We start from the raw sequence: 19,349 nt of genomic DNA, 5'->3' as shown, positions 1-19,349 counted from the left end.
GTGAGTGGCATGTTCGAGTTCAAGCTGCCCGACGTCGGTGAGGGCCTGACTGAGGCGGAGATCGTCTCGTGGAAGGTGAAGGCCGGCGATGTCGTCGAGATCAACGACGTGATCGTCGAGATCGAGACCGCCAAGTCCCTGGTCGAGCTTCCCTCGCCCTACGCCGGCACGGTGCTGAGCCTGCTGGTCGCCGAGGGCGAGACGGTGCCGGTGGGCACCTCGATCATCGCGATCGGCGCCGAGGGGGAGGCCGGCGGCTCCGCCCCTGCGGCTCCGGCTGCTCCCGCTGCGGTCGGCGAGATCGACCTCTCCAACCCGGCCGCCTCCGGTGGCGGCGAGGGGGAGAGCCTGGTCGGCCGGGCGCCCGCCGAGCGTGGTGCGCAGCGTCGTCCGCGGCGCAAGCTGGTCGAGGCGGCCGGCGAGCACGTGGCGCGCGCCGGGGTGCACGACACCTTCAATGCCGGTGCTCCGCCGCAGACCGAGCGGGTCGAGCGGATCGTGGCCGCGGTGGCCACCCAGGCCGCCGACCAGCGGGCCAGCCAGGGCGCGCCGCTGGCACCCGTCGAGCCCGCCGGTGCTACGGGTAGCACCTCCGCCGGGGCTGCGGTTCGCGCCTTGGCGAAGCCGCCGGTGCGCAAGCTGGCCAAGGACCTCGGCGTCGACCTGGCGTCGCTGACGCCGACCGGCCCGAACGGCACCGTCTCGCGTGCTGACGTGGAGCAGGCCGCCGGCACGGCTGCCGCACCCACGCTGACCGCCGTCCCCGACGCCCCTGCCGGTGGTGCTGTCGGCGCTGCTGCCGGCGGTGCTGTCGGCGTCCGCGATGGCGTGCGGGAGACCAGGGAGCCGATCAAGGGCGTCCGCAAGGCGATGGCCGAGGCGATGGTGGGCTCCGCGTTCACCAGCCCGCACGTCACCGAGTGGATCACCCTCGACGTCACCCGGACGATGGAGTTCGTCGAGCGGCTGCGCGGCCACCGCGACTTCCGTGAGGTCAAGGTGTCGCCGCTGCTGGTGCTCGCCCGGGCGGCGATGGCCGCGATGCGGCGGACCCCGATGATCAACTCCTGGTGGGACGGCGCGGCCGGCGAGGTCGCGGTGCGCCACTACGTGAACCTGGGCATCGCGGCAGCCACGCCGCGCGGCCTGGTGGTGCCGAACATCAAGGACGCCGACCAGCTCAGCCTGGTCGAGCTCGCCGCGGCGCTCGGTCAGCTCACCGAGACGGCGCGGTCCGGGCGCACCCAGCCCGCGGAGATGTCGGGCGGCACCTTCACGATCACCAACGTCGGCGTCTTCGGCGTCGACGGCGGCACCCCGATCATCAACCCGGGGGAGTCGGCGATCCTCTGCTTCGGCGCGATCAAGAAGCAGCCCTGGGTGGTCACCGACGCCGACGGCAACGACACCCTCGCGATCCGCCAGGTGACCACGCTCAGCCTGAGCTTCGACCACCGCCACATCGACGGCGAGTCCGGCTCCCGCTTCCTCGCCGACGTCGCCTCGGTCCTGGAGGACCCCGCCAACGCCCTCCTCCTCTGACCCGCCCTGCCTCCGCTGACCCCAGCCCGGTTTCTGTCCACAGGAAACCGCCCCACCGTGGGATAGTCCCTGACGTTTTCGTGGTTCTCGGCGCGAAAAACCACGAAAACGTCAGGGACTATCGAGGGGTGTGCACGAAGGCGTCAGTTCGCGCGGCGTGACGCGAGGCGGGTGAACAGGGCCATTCCCTTGCCCAAGGCGGACGACGCGAGTCGGTTGGTGGCGAGTCCCTTGGGACGGCGCGGGTTCTTGATCGCGTCGGTGCCGCCGTCCGCGTAGACGACGGAGCCGACCAGCAGGCTGGCGGCGTCCGAGAGCAGGAATCCGATCAGCGCGGCGATCTCCTCAGGGCGGCCCGGGCGCTTCAGCGCCGTCGGGTACGAGTCGGCGAAGCGACCGAAGACCGGGTCCGCCTTCACCTCGGTGGTCATCGGTGTCGCGATCAGGCCCGGCGCGACGGCGTTGACCCGGATCCCGGCGCCCGCCCAGCGCGCCTTCACGCCCTCGGTGCGGGCCCACCAGGCGAGCGCCGCCTTGCTGGAGGGATACGCGATGACGGCGGGCACCTTGGCGGCCTCGCCACGGGCACGGGCCTCGTCGCCGCTCAGGCAGGCCCTCGCCACCGGGGCCGACCAGCCGGGCTGGCAGGTGGTCGAGTTCGACGACAGCAGCACGACCGCGCCGTTGCCGGCGGCCGCGAGCTCGGCGTGCAGCCCCTCCACCAGCTCGACGGCGCCGAAGTAGTTCACCGAGACCAGCAACTCGGGGTCGACCCCGGTGATCCCGGCAAGCCCGGCGCAGGGGACGACGCCATGGATGACCGACGCCTGCGCGCGGATCGCGGCTATCGCCTCACGGCGTCCGGCCGGCGTGCTGAGGTCGCCGACGACGTCGCTCTGCTGCCGATCGACCCCGATCACCCGATGGCCCTGGCTGCGGAGATGGTCGGCGGTCGCCTGGCCGATCCCAGAGGCTGCACCGGTCACGACATAGGTACGGGGCTGTTCAGTCACGACTCGCGAACATACCGCAGGTATGGCCCCGGCGCGGCTGAATCAGGGACGGCGCAGCGACTCGACCTCGTCGCGCATCCGGGTCATCTGCTGGTCCAGATCGGCAGCGGTCAGCGCGACGGCGCGCAGGCTGTCGCTGAGGTCTGCCGGCACCGCTCCCGCGTACTTGTAGTAGATCCGGTGCTCGACGCTGGCCCAGAAGTCCATCGCGATGGTGCGGATCTGCACCTCCACCGGCACCCGGACGGTGCGGTCGGAGAGGTAGACCGGAACCTCCACGATCAGGTGCAGGCTCTGGTAGCCGTTCTGCTTCGGCGTCTTGATGTAGTCCTCGGTCTCCAGCAGGTCGACGTCGGGCTGGCGGGTCAGCATCTCGGCGACCCGGTAGGTGTCCTCCACGAACGCGCAGGTGACCCGGATGCCGGCGATGTCGCGGACCTGCTCGCGCACCCGCGGCAGCTCCGGCGGACAGCCGATCCGGCGGACCTTCTCCGCCAGCGACTCGAGCGTCTTGAGCCGGGTCTTCACGTGCTCGATCGGGCTGTAGTCGTGGGTCAGCTCGAAGTCGCGCCGCAGGATGTCGATCTTCGTGGCGACCTCGTCCATCGCGCAGCGGTACTCGAGGGTGAAGCGCGCCAACTCCTCGCGAAGCTCGACCAGGGTCTCGTCCGGCGCGTCGGCCCCGGCGTCGCCCAACAGGGTGCGCAGCAGCTCGAACGGGCTCGCGGTCGTACTCATGGCGCCCATTCTCCGCGACGCCGCCAAGTCGCACGTCGTTGCCATCCGTCGACGCTGCCGAACGTTCGGCCCGAAGAAACGGCGTTCTGAGGTGCCGAACGTCAGGGACTGTCGGGAGGGGAGGGGGTCAGAGGTAGCGGGCGGAGCGGGCCTCGGGGGTGCCGGGGCCGGTGGCCAGCAGGCGGGCCAGCTCGTACTCCAGGACGGCGCCGACGCGGTGGCAGAACTCCTCGGGCTCGTCGGCGGCGTCGGGGAGCTCGGCGACGATCCGGTCGACCACGCCGGCGGCATGCATGTCGATCGCCCGGACCTGCTGGGCGCGGGCCATCTCGGGGGCATGGTCGAGGTCGCGGTGCACGATCGCCGAGGCACCCTCGGGCGGCAGTGGTGAGAGCCAGGCGTGCTGGGCGGCGATCACCCGGTCGGCCGGCAGCAGGGCCAGTGCCCCGCCGCCGTTGCCCTCGCCGAGCATCAGGCACAGCGTCGGCGCATCCAGGGTGACCAGGTCGGCCAGGCAGCGGGCGATCTCGCCGGCCAGCCCGCCCTGCTCGGCCTCCACCGAGAGCGCCGCGCCCTGGGTGTCGATCACTGTCACCAGCGGCAGGTTCAGCTCGGCCGCGAGCCGCATCCCACGTCGCGCCTCGCGCAGCGCGCCAGGACCGAGCGGGTGCGCCGCCGTCTGTCCGCGCCGGTCCTGGCCGAGGAAGACGCACGGCGCCTCGCCGAACCGCGCCAGCGCGATCAGCAGGCCCGGGTCCGACTCGCCCTGACCGGTGCCGTTGAGCGGCACCACGTCGGAGGCCGCGTACTTCAGCAGCCGCCGCACGCCCGGTCGCTCCGGACGACGCGAGCGGGTGACGGCGTCCCAGGTCTCCACGTCACCGATCGGCAGCTCCTCGGGCGCGGCGACCGGCTCGATGCCGAGCCGGGGCGCCTCCAGGATGGTCAGTGCCCGGTCCAGGATGTCCGCGATCTCGGACGGCGGCACGACGGCGTCGATGATCCCGTGCGCGTAGAGGTTCTCCGAGGTCTGCACGCCCTCGGGGAACTCCTTGCCGTACAGGGCCTCGTAGACCCGCGGGCCGAGGAATCCGGTCAGCGCGCCCGGTTCGGCGACGGTGACGTGGCCCAGCGAGCCCCACGACGCCATCACCCCGCCGGTGGTGGGGTGGCGCAGGTAGACCAGGTACGGCAGCCCGGCCGCCTTGTGCCGCGCCACCGCGGCGCTGATCCGCACCATCTGCACGAAGGCGGGGGTGCCCTCCTGCATCCGGGTCCCGCCGGAGGTCGGTGCGGCGAGCAGCGGCAGGCCCTCGGCGGTGGCGCGCTCGATGCCGGCGACGAGTCGGTCCGCGCTGGCCCGGCCGATCGAACCGGCCAGGAACCGGAACTCGCAGGCCACCACGGCCACCCGCCGGCCGCGCATCAGGCCCTCGCCGGTGACGATCGACTCGTCGAGGCCCGTCTTCGCCTCGGCCGCCGCCAGCTCGGCGGCGTAGGCCTCGCTGATCGGCCCGCGTACCGGCGGGGTGTCCCAGGTGTGCCAGGAGTCGGCGTCGAGGACGAGGTCGATCAGCTCACGGGCGGAGAGGCGCGGGGTGCTCACGCCCGGTGATTCTGCCAGTCGGCGAGCAGTTCGGCCTCGGCTTCTCGGCCCATTCCGGTCGGCGCCACCCCGTCGTCGGAGCGCAGCCAGGCCAGGGTGTCGCGGGCGGTCTCGGCGAGGTCGCGGGTGTGCAGCCCCGCCGCGAACGACGCCGCGACGTCGTGGCTCAGCAGCCCGGCGTACTCCGGCAGCGGCAGCCAGAGGGGGAGCGAGCCTGGCCCCATCCACGGCGGCACCTCGCGCTCGAGCAGGAACGACTGGTCGACCCAGGTCAGCGACGGCGCCGCGCCGACGCCGTCCGCGATCGCAGTCAGCACGGCGCCTCGGGTGGTGGGCGCCCCGGTGCCGTCGAAGGTCCCCACGGTGCGACGCTCGGCGAGCAGCACCAGCCACGCCGCCAGGTCGCGGACGTCGATCACCTGCACCGGATCCGGCGGGGCGCCGGGAGCCAGCACCTCGCCGCCGTCGGCGAGGCGGTCGGGCCAGTAGGAGAACCGCCCGGTCGGGTCGCCGGGGCCGACGATCAGCCCGGGGCGCACCACCGTGGCCGAGGCGGCGCCGTCGAGGACGGCGAGCTCGCAGGCGCGCTTCATCGGCCCGTAGGCCTCGGGCTCGACGCTGAGGTCGACGTCCTCGTCGCAGGGTGGGACCAGCGGCAGGCTCGCCGGCGTGCCACCGGGGGTGGCGTCGTCGGCGTAGACGTTGATCGTGGAGACGAAGACCCAATGGCTGCTGGGGAAGGCGGTCACTGCCGAGCGGACCCGGCTGGGATGCCGGGCGACGTCGACCACCGCGTCGAACGGCTCGGACCGCAACGCCGACGGCACCGGCTGGTCGCGATCCCACGCCACCCAGCGCGCGCCGTCGGGGCTGCCTCCGGAGCGGCCGCGATGGGCACAGACCACGTCATGACCTGCGGCCACCGCCTGCGCCGCGACCGTACGCGAGAGGAAGACCGATCCGCCGAGCACCAGGAGTCGCATGGCTCGATGCTGGCCCGCTCAGCCGCAGCCGGCAAGGCGTTATGCCGTCAGCGCAACGCCTCGTGTGGGCGGGCGAGGCCGCCCGCCCACACGCCCTCACAGGCCGAACCGCGCCAGCCAGGTGCGGACGACGGGGATGTCGACCCGCTGGTAGCCGTCGATGTAACGGCAGTTGGAGGTGTAGCCGTAGGAGGTGACGCCCACGACCGCACCGTCGAGCCACAGCGAGCCGCCCGAGTCACCGAAGCAGGTGCCGCCGGTGCCGAACGGGTCCTTCTCGTTGCCGTTGGTCTGGATGATCTGCGGGGTGATCTTCTGCCCCGGCATCACCACGTAGCGACGCAGCAGCGGGTAGCTCATCGGCGTGGGCTTCTGCGGACCCGTCTCCGCCTGGCGCACCTCGGTCCCGTAGCCGACTGCGGTGAAGAGGGTCTTGCGCGGCTGCTTGATCGCATCGGCCGCACCGACTGCGGCCAACGGTGCCGGAGCGATGGTGGTGACCGGCTGGTCGAGCACGATCACGCCGATGTCGTTCCAGTTGTCCAGGTCGGTGAAGTCGCTGTACTCGGGGTGCGTGTACGCCGTCCCGGACAGGTAGCCGGCGGCAGCGAGCTCGGCGGCGGTGTACCCCGCCGTCACGTCACCGGCCACGGGCAGGGGCGACGGCGGCGCGAGCGCGATCACGCTGTCGAAGGTGACCAGGGTCTTGCCGAGCGTTCCCGAGGTGCAGTGCGCCGCGGTCAGCAGCACGGTCGGGCTGACCAGTGTCGCCGAGCAGCGGAAGCGTCCCTCGCTGTCGTAGAAGGCGATCAGCGCGACGTTGGGATGGGTGTTCCCGTCGACCGTTCCGCCGGTGCTGGCCTGGACCGGGCTGATCGGTGCGACCAGTCCGAGCGTGGCCACGACCGCGGCGAGCAGGGTGAGTAGGCGAGCGCGCATGGAGGCTCCCTCCGAGTGGGGATGAGGAGTCCAGAGAACACCCCCCAGCGCCGCTCGGGGAAGGGGCAGGATTGGGGAAATGCGTCAGCGCGGGGGCGTCGTCTCGCCGAGCAGCCAGGCGTCGAAGAGGTCGGTCAGCTCGGTCCCGGTCTGCTTCTCCACCCACGCCAGGTACTCCTCGCGGGTGGCGTTGCCGTGCCGCTTCAGCGTCGGCCAGGCGCGGACCATCAGCCAGAAGTCACGCTCGCCGACCTTCTCGCGCACCTCGTGCCACATCAGCGCCGGCGAGTAGTAGACGTTGGTCTGGGCGAAGGAGCGCGGATCGTAGTCGCCGGGCGGGCCGTCGGCCTCACGGGACTGCCGCTCGTAGACGGCGGCCTGGCGCAGCACCGACTCCAGCGGCCGCTTCTGGGTCTCGGCCTCCCAGACGAAGTCGAGGTAGGTGGTCATCCCCTCGTTCATCCACACGTCGCGCCAGTCGGTGGGGGACGTGATGTCGCCGTACCAGTGGTGGGTCAGCTCGTGCAGGATCGTGCCCGGCGCCAGCGTGTAGTCGGTGTTGCCGTAGGTGATCATCGTCTGGGTCTCCATCGCCGACTCCGACGGGACCACGACGCCACCTACCCGGTCGTAGGGGAACGGACCGAGCCGCTTCTCCAACCAGGCAAGGGCCTTCGGCGTGTAGCGCAGCGCCTTCAGCGCCTCCGGGTTGTCGCGCGGGGTCCAGTAGGTCAACGGGATCCCGCTGGCGGAGGTGTCCTCAGTGAGCTGGTACTCGTCGATCGCGATGGTGGTCAGGTACGAGGACGCCGGCGAGTCGAGCCGGAACTCGGTGATCGTCTGGCCGTCCACCTCGCGCTGGTCGAGCAGCTCGCCGTTGGCGACGCCGACGTAGGGCGCCGGCACGGTGATCGCGAACTCGTAGAAGGCCTTGTCCGCCGGCTGGTCGTTGACCGGGTACCAGGTGAAGGCGCCGTAGGGCTCCTGCATCGTCCACACCGCGTCGTCGGTGACGGTCCAGCCCACGGTCGCGAAGTCGGAGCGGGTGGTCGGCGCGGTGAACGGCTCCGGGGTGCCGGCGTAGCTGACCGTGACCAGGTGCCGGTCGTCGGTGGTGATCGGGGCCTGGACCACGAGGTCCTTGCCGATCTGGGAGGCCTCCACCTCGACGCCGTCGAGGACGACCTGGTCGACCTTGAGCGACTCGCCCAGATCGAGCTGGAACTGGGACTGGGTGCGCGCCGCGCGGAACGCGATCGTGGCGACGCCGGTCAGCTCGTTGCCGTCCGGGCTCCAGGTGAGGTCGAGGTGGTACTTCAGCGCGTCCACGCTGGGGTCGCCGACGTTCGGGTAGACGCTGTCCTCGACGGTGGTGCTCAGCGCCGGGTCGAGCGCGGTGTCGGCCGGGTCGATGTCGCGCTGGTCGATCAGCGGCTCGCTGGTGCCGGTGGTGGTCGGCGCCGGCTCGCTCGGTGCGGGGCTCCCGCTCGCCGAGGAGCTCGTGTCGTCACGCAGGGTGACGGCCGCGACCGCCGCTGCCGCACCTGCGATGACCACCAGCGCGACGATCAGGGCAACGAGCTTGGCGCGCATCGAGAGGTCTCCTCAGAGTGACGTGAGTGCAGGGTGGCAGCCTCTTACCCGCGTGGTGCGGGGCTCAACCACCAGACCCCACAGTTTCGCCTGCCAGACGCATCAGTGCCACCTGTTTGCCCGCATTGCCCACCCGGGCGACCTCCACGTAGCCGCGGCCGGCGTGGAAGGCCAGCGACGCGTGGTTGGGCGGGTCCACGTTCACCTCGAGCGTCATCGGCCGCTGCGGGCCAGTGCCCGCCTCCAGCTCGGCGTAGGCCCGCGAGGCCAGGCCCAGACGCTGGAAGGAGTCGTCGAGGACGACGCGGTCCAGGTAGCGGAAGTCCGCGAACCGCTCACTGAACCAGCGGTAGTAGGTCGAGTCGTAGTCGACGCCGGGCGCGAAGGTGAGCACGAACCCGGCCCGCTGGCCCTCGTGCTCGATCACGAAGGCCCCGTCGGCACGCTCCAGCAGATAGTCGAGGCGGGCCTGGTCCATCGCGGAGAGGACGTCGACGAAGCGCTCGTTGAGCTCCAGCACCCACGCATGGTCGGCCGGTTCGATGGGGCGCAGCACGCTCGGTCCCCTCATGGCCACCGCAGCCCCACGGTCTCCTCGCTGAGCCGCCACATCGCGCGCTGGGCGTTGCCGCTGCGGGCCAGCCGGGACGGCGTCACGATGTGCGGCAGGCCGCGCAGCTCGCGGAAGCCACTCGGCCCGCAGAAGGTGCCACCGGGCAGGTCGGCGGTGGCGGCCATCAGGATCGGCAACGCACCCATCGCCGCGCTCTGGGCGGTGGCCCGCGCGGTGGCGTCGAAGACGCTGGCCAAGGGGCCGCCCTGGCGCATGGTCTGGCCGTAGGAGAGCAGGTTCGTGGCGGAGTAGCCGGGGTGAGCGGCCAGCGCCTGCAGGCCGAGCCCCTCGGCGTCGCTGCGGCGTTGCAGCTCGAAGGTGGTCAACAGGTTGGCCAGCTTGGTCTGCGCGTAGACGGGCCAGCGCCGGTACGGCCCGCTGGCGTCGCGCGGGTCGCCGAGCGGGGCGCTGCGCGCCAGATGGTGCATCGCGGAGGAGACCATCACCACCCGGCCGGCGCCGGTGGCGACGAGCTGGGGCAGCAGCAGCCCGGTGAAGAGGAACGGCCCGAAGTGGTTGGTGGCCATCTGCAGGTCGAGGCCGTCGGCCGTGCGCTGGTGCGGGGTGGCCATCACGCCGGCGTTGTTGACCAGCACGTCGATCGCGCCCAACCGCACCGAGCGGGCGGCGGCGCGGCGCACCGAGGCGAGGTCGGCGAGGTCGACGACGAGCGACTCCAACTCGGCCTTGGGCGACTGGCGGTGGATGGCGTCCGCGGTGGCCTTGATCTTCTCGGGCGACCGTCCGGCCAGGATCACCCGGCCGCCGGCGAGCGCCAGCTGCAACGCGGTCTCGCGGCCCAGGCCGCTGGTCGCGCCGGTGACCGCGAAGGTGCGCCCGGTCTGGTCGCCCAGGTCCGCAAGGGTCCAGATCATGGGGTGACCGCCATCGCGGCCAGCACCTGGCGCCCGAGCTCGACGTCGCCCTCGAGGAGCACCTGCCCGGGCTCGGCCAGCACCTGCTCGGCGGATCGGCGTCCGCCGGCCAGCACGGCGAAGGCGTGACGGGTCAGCCGCACGCTGGCGGTGGCTGCGGCGTCGGCCTCCGCGGCCTCGGCCCGGCCGGCCTCGTTGATCCGGACGGCGCGCGAGGGGTGGCCGTCGACGTGGAGGGTGACCACGGTGCCCGCCGGCGGGGCCACCCGCTTGCCGACGACGACCGGAAGCGCAGCCCCCAGCACGGTGAGCACGTGCCCGGCAGCGGGGGAGTCGAGGTTGCCCGGACGGCCGACCGCGCGACGGATGTCCTGCTCGTGCATCCAGACGTCGAGCGGACGGTTGCGCAGCAGGGTCTGCCAGTTCCAGCCGATCGCACCGAAGAGCCCCGGCGCGGGTGCGGCGGCGTCGCTCGGCGGCTCGGCGAGGTGCTGGGTGTGCCGGGTGGTCGCCGAGGCGCGGATCTCGGCGATCAGCTCGTCGGGGGTGCGGTCGCGGCGAGCGGCGACGCCCTGCTCGGTGAAGGTGCCCATCGGGTTCTTCACATGCTCGGGGGTGCCGACGTCGACGTGATCGTCGTGTGCGGTGCCGGCCAGCAGCGCCTCCAGGTGGGCGATGTGCGCGACCACCGCGTGCACGTCCCAGCCGGCGAGGTCGGTGGGGTTGCTCCATTCGGCGGGCGCCAACTCCTCGACGAACCGGGTGAAGTCGTCGATGGACTGCCACCAGATGTCGATGTAACCCGTCAGCTCTTCGGCGTCGCTCATACTTGCGCACCCTACTGGGCGGTCATCAGGCTGGTCGCGGGTTGGCAGACTAGAGGCATGAGTGCGCGCGTTCGAGCCCCGGAGCTGCGCGGACGTGGGTGGCTCAACACCGACGGTCCGCTGACCCTGCGCGAGCTGCGCGGCAGGTTCGTGCTGCTCGACTTCTGGACCTTCTGCTGCATCAACTGCCTGCATGTGATCGAGGAGCTGCGCCCGGTCGAGGCGGAGTTCGCCGACGAGCTGGTGGTGATCGGCGTGCACTCGCCCAAGTTCGTGCACGAGGCCGACCCCGTCGCCCTGGCCCGGGCGGTGGAGCGGCACGCGGTCCATCACCCGGTGCTCGACGATCCGGAGCTGATCACCTGGCAGGCCTACGCCGCGCGGGCCTGGCCGACGCTGGTGCTGATCGACCCGGAGGGCTACGTGGTCGGCACCTACGCCGGTGAGGGGCATGCGCACGCGCTGGCCGCCACCTTGGCCGAGCTGGTGCCGCAGTACCGCGAGCGCGGCTCGTTGCAGCCGGGCGACTCCCCGTACGTGGCACCCGCGCCGCGCGACTCCGACCTCGCCTTCCCGGCCAAGGCGATCGTCGTCGAGGACCTGCTGCTGGTCGCGGACGCCGGGTCGCGCAGCGTCGTCGCCCTGCGCGACGGCGCGGTGGTGCAGCGCTACGGCGGCTTCGCGGAGCCCAACGGGCTCTGCCTGCTCCCGGCCGCGGTCGCGGCCGAGGTGGGCTACCAGGTGGTGGTCGCCGACACCGTCGGTCACCGGCTGTGGGGGCTCGACCTCGGCACCGGCGAGTCCCGGGTGGTCGCGGGCGACGGCCGGCAGTGGATGCAGGGCGATCCGACGACGTCGCTGAGCAGTCCCTGGGACGTCGTCTGGTGGAGTGGCCAGGTGTGGGTGGCGATGGCCGGCGTGCACCAGCTGTGGACCTTCGACCCAGTGAGCGGGGACGTCGAGATCGCGGCCGGCACCACCAACGAGGGCCTGCTCGATGCGGCCCTTCCCGACGCCTGGTTCGCGCAGCCCTCAGGCCTCGCCGTGGACGGCGACCGGCTCTGGATCGCGGACTCCGAGACCTCGGCGCTGCGGTGGGTCCAGGCGGGCGACGGCCCGCGCGAGACCTGGCAGGTGCACAGCGCGATCGGGCTCGGGCTCTTCGACTTCGGCTTCCGTGACGGCGACCGCGAGCGGGCGCGCCTGCAGCATCCGCTCGGTGTCGCCGTCGACGACGAGCACCGGGTGCTGGTCGCGGACACCTACAACGGCGCGATCCGCCGGTTCGACCCCGCCACCGGGTTGCTGGAGACGGTTGCGGTCGGGCTGGCCGAGCCGTCCGGTCTGGTTGCGGCCGACGGCTGGCAGGTGGTCGAGTCCGGCGCGCACCGGATCACGCCGCTGGTCGAGGAGACCGCGGTGCCGGACGAGTTCGAGGCCCGCACCCAGCGGCCCGTCACCGAGCTCGGTGCCGAGGTGAGCCTGCGGATCCCGTTCACCGCGCCGCCCGGACAGAAGGTCGACGACCGGTTCGGCCCGGCCACGCAGCTGATCGTCACCGCCACGCCGGCGGCGCTGCTGCGCGACGGCGAGGGCCGCGGCGTCGAGCTGGGCCGTGAGCTGCGCCTCGATCCGACGGTCGGGGAGGGCGTGCTGCACGTCGCGGCCCGCGCCGCCTCCTGCGTCATCGCCGACGGCGAGGGCGCCGCCTGCCGGATGCACCAGCAGGACTGGGGCGTCCCGATCCGGATCACCGCCGACGGTCCCGCCCAGCTGGTGCTGCCACTCGGCGGCACCGACGCCTGACCCCGTTGATTGGTGCCGTACTGCACCGATCAACGTTGAGTGGTGCAGCACGGCACCAGTCAACGGTGGGGCTACGGGGCGCCGCGCGGCTCGTCCTTGGAGGCGGCCAGCACGCCACTGAGCTCGTCGACCAGCAGCCGGTCCGTGTCCAGCTGGCCGGCCCGCACCGAGGCCCGGGCGACCATGTGGTTGGCGACCGGCGAGGTGACCATCTGGAAGAGCGCGACCAGGGCGAGCAGGCCGATCACCTCCGGGTCGCGGAAGAGGAAGCCGAGCCCGGTCAGGACCATGATCAGGCCGAGCACCTGCGGCTTGGTGGCCGCGTGCATCCGCGAGAGCAGATCCGGCAGACGCAGCACGCCGATCGCCGCGATCAGGGCGAGGGCCGCGCCGATCAGCATGCAGATCGCGCCGATCCAGTCGGCGATCGTCGCCCAGCTCATCGCTCCGCCTTCTCTGCCTCGATGTCGTCGCTGCCGCGGGTGAAGCGGGCGATGCTGACCGAGCCGACGAAGCCGAGCAGGGTCAGCACCAGCAGGATCGGCAGCGTGAAGGTGTGCTCGTCGCGGGCCGCCTCGACGCCGACGCCGCAGATCAGCACCGCGATCAGCACGTCGAGGGCGACGGTGCGGTCGAGCATGGTCGGGCCCATCGTGGCGCGGGCCAGCAGCAGGAGTGCGGCCAGCCCCAGCATGCCGAGGGTGATCCACAGGACGACGGTCATCGGTGCGCCTCCTCGGTCTCGGTGGACGGCGGGGCGTTGCGGAAGGCCCGCAGCACCCGTTGCTCCTGTGCCAGCACCGCGCGCCGGAACTTCTCGACGTCCGCGGTGCTGCGCACGTTGAGCACGTGCAGGAAGAGGGTGTGGGTCGAGCGCCGCGCCTCGACCACGATCGAGCCCGGGATCAGCGAGGTCATCTCGGCGACCACGGTCAGCACGAAGTCGGACGGCGTGGTGAGGTCGACCTGGACAACCGCGTTGCGCAGCTGCCGCCGGGGTCGCAGCACCACCGCGGCCACCTGGAAGCTGGAGACCACGACGTCCCAGGCGAACTTCAGCAGCAGCCAGGCCAGGCCGAGCGGACGGGGGACCAGGCGCATCCGCAACGGCGGCAGCGGGAAGACCAGGCAGACCAGCACCGCCACGGCCAGGCCGAGCAGGGCGTTGCCCCAGTTGAAGCTGCGCCACAGCGCCATCCAGACCAGGGTCAGCCAGATCAGCACCGGCCACTGCAGGGAGCGGTAGCGGGCAGGGCGCACGCTGCCGTCGCGTCGGGTGCGGAGCTCGGGACTCATGAGTCACCCTCCAGAACCGCGGACAGGTACGGCGTGCGGTCGATCAGGTCGTCGGCGGCCCGGTCGGTGAAGGCGAAGAGCGGACCGGCCACCAGGGTGAGCAGGAGGCTGATCGCGATCAACGCAGCGGTGGGCAGCACCATCGAGCCGGGCAGCCGGCTCGGCAGGGCGCCGTCGCGCAGCAGCTGGTACAGGTCGCGGTCGGGCGACTCGTCGTCGACCACCCGGCGCGCGTCCTCCAGGTCGACCCGTCCGAAGGCGGCACCCGCGACGTGCACGTGGTCGCGGTGCACCACCATGCCCTGGTCGGTGTGCTCGGTGCTGCCCTCCATCTCGGGCAGCGCGCGCGCCATCTCGTGCGCCTGCTCGGGGGTGCGCCAGAACGCCAGCGCCCAGGTCTTCGCGATCGCGTAGAGGGTCAGCAGGCTGGTCAGCACGCCACCGATCACCAGCACGATCGCCAACCAGCCGCCGTCGGCGAGACCGGCCTGGAGCAGCCCGACCTTGCCGATGAAGCCGGACATCGGGGGGATGCCGGCCAGGTTCATCGCGGGCACGAAGAAGAGCAGTGCCAGCACCGGCGACAGGCGGACCAGGCCGCCGAGCCGGAGCAACGCGGTGCTGCCGGCGCGACGTTCGATCAGGCCCACCACCAAGAAGAGCGCGGTCTGGATGGTGATGTGGTGCGCGACGTAGAAGATCGCGCCGGAGATGCCGGCCTTGCTGGCCAGGCCGATGCCGAACACCATGTAGCCGATGTGGCTGACCAGGGTGAACGAGAGCATGCGCTTGATGTCGGACTGGGCGACCGCGCCGAGGATCCCGACCACCATGGTCAGCAGCGCGGCCCACAGCAGCAGGTCGGTGAGCGGGGAGTCCGGGAAGAGCAGGGTCTGCACCCGCAGGATCGCGTAGACGCCGACCTTGGTCAGCAATCCCGCGAAGACGGCGGTGACCGGTGCCGGTGCGGTCGGGTAGCTGTCCGGCAGCCAGAACGACAGCGGGAAGATCGCCGCCTTGATCGCGAAGGTGGTCAGCAGCAGCAGCTGCAGGATCAGCGCGACGTGGTCCGGCGTCGACTCCAGCCGGCCGGCCAGCTGGGCGAGGTTCAGCGAGCCGGTGGCCGCGTAGACGGCGGCCAGGGAGATCAGGAACAGGCTGGAGGAGAGGATGTTGACGACCACGTAGATCGTGCCCGCACGGATCCGGGCCCCGGTGCCGCCGAGGGTGAGCAGCACGTAGCTCGCGAAGAGCAGCATCTCGAAGGCGACGAAGAGGTTGAACAGGTCGCCGGCCAGGAACGCGTTCGCGACGCCGGCCACCAGGACCAGGAAGGTCGGGTGGTAGACCGAGACCGGGGTCTCGCTCTCGTCGCCGGTCATGCCCTGACCGAGCGAGTACAGCAGGACCAGCAGGGTGACCACGGCGGAGACCAGCAACATCAGGGTGGCCAGGCGATCGGCGACCAGGGAGATCCCGAGCGGGGAGTCCCAGCCGCCGAGCCAGACCACCTGCGGGCCCTCGGTGTCGGCGGCGACCAGCAGCGCGCCGGCGATCGCCACCACCAACGCCAGCACGGTGATCGTGACGATCTGCTGGGCGCGCGGACGATGCGAGAAGGTCAGCGTCAGGCCCGCGCCGAGCAACGGGAGCACCACCGGCAGCGGGACCATCCAGGTGAGGTCGCTCATGCGGTGGTGCCTTCCTCTTCGTAGACCTCGTCGGTGGCGGCGTCCTCTTCGGTCGCGCTCATGCTGAGGTCGTGGCTGTCGGAGGCCTCGTCGGCCAGCGCCAGCCGGCGGATCGCGGCATCCTCGACGTCGTCCTGGACGTCGTCGTTGCCGTTGAGCTGCCAGCTGCGGTGCGCCATCGCCAGCAGGAAGGCGACGGTGCCGAGGGTGATCACGATCGCCGTCAGCACCAGCGCCTGGGGCAGGGGATCGGCCATGTCGTCGAGGTCGGTGCTGCCGATCACCGGTGCGTTGCCGGCCGGGCCGCTGGCGATCATGAAGAGCAGGTTCACGCCGTTGCTCATCATCACCAGGCCGACCAGGACCCGGGTCAGGCTGCGCTCGAGGATCAGGTAGACCCCGGCGCCGATCAGGCTGGAGGCCACCAGGATCAGGGTCAGGTTGGCGTTCATCGGCCACCTCCCGGGGTGGTCGGGGCGTCGGGTCGGAAGGTCACAGCCGCACCGCCTGCTCCTCTGCGCGCTCCTCGCGCAGGATCTGTCGGTCGAGGCGGGAGCCCAGCGTGCGCAGCAGGTCGAGGATCAGCCCGATCACCACCAGGTAGACGCCGACGTCGAAGAGCAGCGAGGTGACCATGTGCGGGTCGCCGAGGATGCCGAGGTGGAAGTGGAACTCCGCGCTCTGCAGGACGGTGCCGCCGAAGGCCAACGGCACCAGGGCCGCGGCGGTGGCGACGAAGAGGCCGAAGCCCATCAGCACGCCGGCGTCGATCGGGGCGGCCTCGTCGAGCTCGTAGCGGCCACCGGCGAGGTAGCGCACCATCAGCGCCAGGCCGACCACCATGCCGGCTGCGAAGCCGCCGCCGACGTGGTTGTGCCCGGCCAGCAGCAGGTAGACCGAGAGCAGCACCATGGTGTGGAAGATCAGCCGGGTGACCACCTCGAAGATGATCGAGCGGCGGTCCGGGCTCAGGGTCCGCGGACCGGGCAGCCAGACGCGGCGGCCTGGGCCGGTCGGGATCTTCTGCACCGCCTCGGGGTACGGGATCTGGTAGACGCGGCGGATCCCGGAGATCCGGGTGTCGAGGAAGACCAGGCTGGCGACGCCGGTGGCGGCGGCGACCAGCACCGAGATCTCGCCCATGGTGTCCCACGCGCGGATGTCGACCAGGGTCACGCTGACGATGCTGCGACCGCCGCCGTACTCCAGCGCCGGGCCCGGGAAGCCGACCGAGACCGGGTCCTCACTGCGGGCGTTGGTGGTGAGCAGCATGAAGCCGGCGACGGCGATGCCCACGGCCGCGCCGAGCGCCATCCGCAGGTAGCGCCGCGGGCTGAGTGGCCGGTCGGTGAAGTACTCCGGGAGACGACGCAGCACCAGCACGAAGACCACCAGGCTGGTGGTCTCCACCAGGATCTGGGTCAGCGCGAGGTCGGGCGCGCCGTGCAGCAGGAAGAGCATCGCGGTGCCGTAGCCGGTGATCCCGACCAGGACCACCGCACGCATCCGGCGGCGTGAGCGCACGGTGAAGAAGGCGGCGACGATGGTCAGCGCGCCCACCACGGCCTGGGCCGGGTTGTCCCAGACGACGACGTCGAAGCCATCGCCCAGTGAGCTGATCAGCACGGCGCCGGGCACGGCGAGCACCACCAGCAGGATGAAGGCGAGGTAGGCGGCGACCGAGCCGCGCTGGGCGAGACCGGTGACCTCGACGGCGCTGCGGTCGACGAAGCGCATCACCGCGCGGTAGGCGCCGTCGGCGCTGCGGGACGGCGACAGCGCGGCCTGCAGCTGGGAGAAGACGATCCGCTTGGTGAAGAGCCAGGTGCCGAGCGCGAAGACGATCAGGGAGAAGAGCAGCGGCAGCCCGAGCCCGTGCCACAGCGCCAGCTCAGCGTGGTGGTAGCCCTCGGGGTAGAGCTCCAGGTGCGGCTCGAAGAGGTGGGTGAGGCCCGGGCCGACGAAGCCGAGGACGATGGTGGCGCCGGCCAGCAGGATCGGGCTGGCGGCGAAGCCGACCGGCACCGGGCGGACCACGGTGGGGGCGGTTCCCGGCTTGGTGGCGAAGGCGCCCCACAGGAAGCGGGCGGTGTAGGCGACAGTGAAGACCGAGCCGAGCAGGATGCCGCCGAGCACCACCCAGGCGGCGAGCGGGGAGAGACCGGTGCCGTCGCCGTCGGGGGACTGGGCGACGTCGAGCAGGGCGGCGAAGACGCTCTCCTTGCCGACGAAGCCGAGCAGCGGAGGCAGACCCGCCATCGAGGCGCCGGCCAGGGTGGCCGCGATCCCGATCCAGCGCATCTGGGAGCCGACGCCGGAGAGCTCGCGCAGGTCGCGGGTGCCGGTGCTGCGGTCGATGATGCCGACCACCAGGAACAGGGCCGCCTTGAAGAGTGCGTGGGCCAGCAGCATGCCGAGGCCGGCCAGGGTCGCCGACCGGGTGCCCTCGCTGAACAGGACCAGCAGGAAGCCGAGCTGGCTGACCGTGCCGTAGGCGAGCAGCAGCTTGATGTCGTACTGGCGGATGGCGCGCCAGCCGCCGAGCAGCATGGTGATCACGCCGAGGGTGAGCACGATCTCGTGCCAGCCGGGCACGTGCGAGAAGGCGGGTGCCATCAGCGCGACCAGGTAGACGCCGGCCTTCACCATGGAGGCGGCGTGCAGGTAGGCGCTGACCGGGGTCGGTGCGGCCATCGCGCCGGGCAGCCAGAAGTGCAGCGGGAAGAGCGCCGACTTGCTGATCGCGCCGACCAGCAACAGGATCACGGCGATCGTGGTCCAGTCGCCCGACGGCGGGTCGGCGAGGATCTCGCTGATCCGGTGGGTGCCGGTCTGCTCGCCGAGCATGAGCATGCCGACCAGCATCGCGAGGCCGCCGAGGGTGGTCACGATCAGCGCCTGCATGGCCGCCACGCGACTGGCGCGCTTGGCGGGGTCGGAGCCGATCAGCAGGTAGGAGAAGACCGTGGTCAGCTCCCAGAAGACGAAGAGGATGAGCAGGTCGTCGGCGAGGACCAGGCCGAGCATGGCTCCGGCGAAGCCGGTGAAGACGCCGCTGAACATCGGCAGTGCCGGGTCGTCGTCGGCGAAGTACCAGGCGCAGTAGGCCAGCACCAGCACGCCGATGCCGCTGACGATCAGCGCCATCAGCCATTGCAGGGTGCCCATCGCGAAGGCGAGCTCGAGGTGGAGGCCGGGCAACCACTCCCAGGCCTGGACCAGGACCTCGCCGTCGGAGATCCGGCCGGTGAGGCTGAGCGCCCAGAGGAAGGTGACCAGCGGGACGCTGGCGAGGACGAGGAATGCGCGCCGGCCCCACCAGTGCACGAAGGCAGGGGAGAACGCGGCGATGGCGAAGTGGGCGGCAACGAGTGCAAGCAAGCGCGGGGCCTTCGGTCGGCGGGCCGAATGGTCATTCCCATTCTACGGGTCCTGTCGTGACTCCTTCGACCGCTTGCGCGCTCGTGAACACGGACGACCGGCCCGGCGTCCGCCTGGGCGTGAGGTTCGCATTTGGTCCTCGCGGGTACCGGAGAGCGGAACGGTGGATCCGCCATGATCCGCCCACTTGCACAAGGAGGACCCATGGGAATCGGACTTGGCATCGTGCTGCTGGTGATCGGTCTCGTCTTCGCGCTCGGCGTGGTGGAGATCCCCGACCTCGACCAATATGTGGCGACCGAGACTCTCGGCTGGATCCTCGTCGCCGTCGGCGCGCTGGCCATCGTGCTGGCGCTGGTGATGAACAAGCAGCGCGGCGAGTCCAAGCACGTCGTGGAGCAGCGCCGCATCGAGTGATCCAGCAAGCGACGAGGGCCGCCCTACAC

Annotated in this window: 18 protein-coding genes; 3 read left to right on the top strand and 15 right to left on the bottom strand. The window is 71.5% G+C overall.

Going from position 1 to position 19,349, the window contains the following annotated elements; translation table 11 throughout:
- Positions 1–9: 9 nt before the first annotated feature.
- Positions 10–1,542 (top strand): dihydrolipoamide acetyltransferase family protein, encoded by a 1,533-nt coding sequence (locus ABD151_RS19775; RefSeq protein ID WP_343996571.1) that lies wholly within the window; start codon positions 10–12, stop codon positions 1,540–1,542.
- Between the two features lie 143 nt (positions 1,543–1,685).
- On the opposite strand, the gene ABD151_RS19770 is transcribed toward ABD151_RS19775, so the two are convergent.
- From ABD151_RS19770 to ABD151_RS19730, 9 genes are all read right to left on the bottom strand, one after another.
- Positions 1,686–2,555, bottom strand: coding sequence for an SDR family oxidoreductase (locus tag ABD151_RS19770; protein WP_343996570.1), 870 nt, complete (start codon positions 2,553–2,555; stop codon positions 1,686–1,688).
- A gap of 42 nt (positions 2,556–2,597) precedes the next feature.
- Complete coding sequence (locus tag ABD151_RS19765; protein WP_343996569.1) at positions 2,598–3,293, bottom strand: GTP pyrophosphokinase; 696 nt, start codon at positions 3,291–3,293, stop codon at positions 2,598–2,600.
- A 127-nt stretch (positions 3,294–3,420) separates the two neighbouring features.
- A complete protein-coding gene (locus ABD151_RS19760; RefSeq protein ID WP_343996568.1) occupies positions 3,421–4,899 on the bottom strand; it encodes a carboxyl transferase domain-containing protein in 1,479 nt (492 codons plus the stop codon).
- Positions 4,896–5,882 carry an NAD-dependent epimerase/dehydratase family protein gene (locus tag ABD151_RS19755; RefSeq protein ID WP_343996567.1) on the bottom strand — a complete coding sequence of 329 codons (987 nt, stop codon included), beginning with the start codon at positions 5,880–5,882 and terminating at the stop codon, positions 4,896–4,898. Before ABD151_RS19755 ends, ABD151_RS19760 begins: the two co-directional genes overlap by 4 nt.
- A 96-nt stretch (positions 5,883–5,978) precedes the next feature.
- Positions 5,979–6,821: a S1 family peptidase gene (locus tag ABD151_RS19750; RefSeq protein ID WP_343996566.1), complete on the bottom strand. Its 843-nt coding sequence runs from the start codon at positions 6,819–6,821 to the stop codon at positions 5,979–5,981.
- An 84-nt stretch (positions 6,822–6,905) separates the two neighbouring features.
- Positions 6,906–8,414 (bottom strand): M1 family metallopeptidase, encoded by a 1,509-nt coding sequence (locus ABD151_RS19745; RefSeq protein WP_343996565.1) that lies wholly within the window; start codon positions 8,412–8,414, stop codon positions 6,906–6,908.
- A gap of 64 nt (positions 8,415–8,478) precedes the next feature.
- Positions 8,479–8,970 carry a GNAT family N-acetyltransferase gene (locus ABD151_RS19740; RefSeq protein ID WP_343996564.1) on the bottom strand — a complete coding sequence of 164 codons (492 nt, stop codon included), beginning with the start codon at positions 8,968–8,970 and terminating at the stop codon, positions 8,479–8,481.
- Positions 8,971–8,981: 11 nt separating this feature from the next.
- A complete protein-coding gene (locus tag ABD151_RS19735) occupies positions 8,982–9,902 on the bottom strand; it encodes an oxidoreductase (RefSeq protein ID WP_343996563.1) in 921 nt (306 codons plus the stop codon).
- On the bottom strand, positions 9,899–10,729 hold the full coding sequence (locus ABD151_RS19730) for a maleylpyruvate isomerase family mycothiol-dependent enzyme (RefSeq protein ID WP_343996562.1): 831 nt from the start codon (positions 10,727–10,729) through the stop codon (positions 9,899–9,901). The genes ABD151_RS19735 and ABD151_RS19730 overlap by 4 nt, the downstream gene beginning before the upstream one ends.
- Before the next feature lie 57 nt (positions 10,730–10,786).
- On the opposite strand from ABD151_RS19730, the gene ABD151_RS19725 reads away from it, so the two are divergent.
- A complete protein-coding gene (locus tag ABD151_RS19725; RefSeq protein ID WP_343996561.1) occupies positions 10,787–12,535 on the top strand; it encodes a thioredoxin-like domain-containing protein in 1,749 nt (582 codons plus the stop codon).
- A gap of 71 nt (positions 12,536–12,606) precedes the next feature.
- Here ABD151_RS19725 and mnhG read toward each other — a convergent pair whose 3' ends face one another.
- From mnhG to ABD151_RS19695, 6 genes are read right to left on the bottom strand one after another with little or no spacing between them, the layout of a single operon-like run.
- Positions 12,607–12,978: a monovalent cation/H(+) antiporter subunit G gene (gene mnhG, locus ABD151_RS19720; protein ID WP_343996559.1), complete on the bottom strand. Its 372-nt coding sequence runs from the start codon at positions 12,976–12,978 to the stop codon at positions 12,607–12,609.
- Entirely contained in the window at positions 12,975–13,259 is a 285-nt protein-coding gene (locus tag ABD151_RS19715; protein ID WP_343996558.1) for an MrpF/PhaF family protein, read from the bottom strand. The genes mnhG and ABD151_RS19715 overlap by 4 nt, the downstream gene beginning before the upstream one ends.
- Complete coding sequence (locus ABD151_RS19710; RefSeq protein WP_343996557.1) at positions 13,256–13,831, bottom strand: Na+/H+ antiporter subunit E; 576 nt, start codon at positions 13,829–13,831, stop codon at positions 13,256–13,258. Before ABD151_RS19710 ends, ABD151_RS19715 begins: the two co-directional genes overlap by 4 nt.
- Positions 13,828–15,522: a Na+/H+ antiporter subunit D gene (locus ABD151_RS19705; RefSeq protein WP_343996556.1), complete on the bottom strand. Its 1,695-nt coding sequence runs from the start codon at positions 15,520–15,522 to the stop codon at positions 13,828–13,830. The genes ABD151_RS19710 and ABD151_RS19705 overlap by 4 nt, the downstream gene beginning before the upstream one ends.
- Positions 15,519–15,974 carry a Na(+)/H(+) antiporter subunit C gene (locus tag ABD151_RS19700; RefSeq protein WP_343996555.1) on the bottom strand — a complete coding sequence of 152 codons (456 nt, stop codon included), beginning with the start codon at positions 15,972–15,974 and terminating at the stop codon, positions 15,519–15,521. The genes ABD151_RS19705 and ABD151_RS19700 overlap by 4 nt, the downstream gene beginning before the upstream one ends.
- A gap of 40 nt (positions 15,975–16,014) precedes the next feature.
- A complete protein-coding gene (locus ABD151_RS19695; protein ID WP_343996554.1) occupies positions 16,015–18,903 on the bottom strand; it encodes a Na+/H+ antiporter subunit A in 2,889 nt (962 codons plus the stop codon).
- A gap of 204 nt (positions 18,904–19,107) precedes the next feature.
- Here ABD151_RS19695 and ABD151_RS19690 point away from each other — a divergent pair, with 204 nt between their 5' ends.
- Positions 19,108–19,320, top strand: coding sequence for a DUF6458 family protein (locus ABD151_RS19690; RefSeq protein WP_343996553.1), 213 nt, complete (start codon positions 19,108–19,110; stop codon positions 19,318–19,320).
- The last annotated feature ends 29 nt before the right edge of the window (positions 19,321–19,349 follow it).

The sequence above is a fragment of the Nocardioides dubius genome (assembly GCF_039528155.1).
Classification (GTDB): Bacteria; Actinomycetota; Actinomycetes; order Propionibacteriales; family Nocardioidaceae; genus Nocardioides; species Nocardioides dubius.
This window is presented reverse-complemented; position numbering and strand designations above follow the sequence as displayed.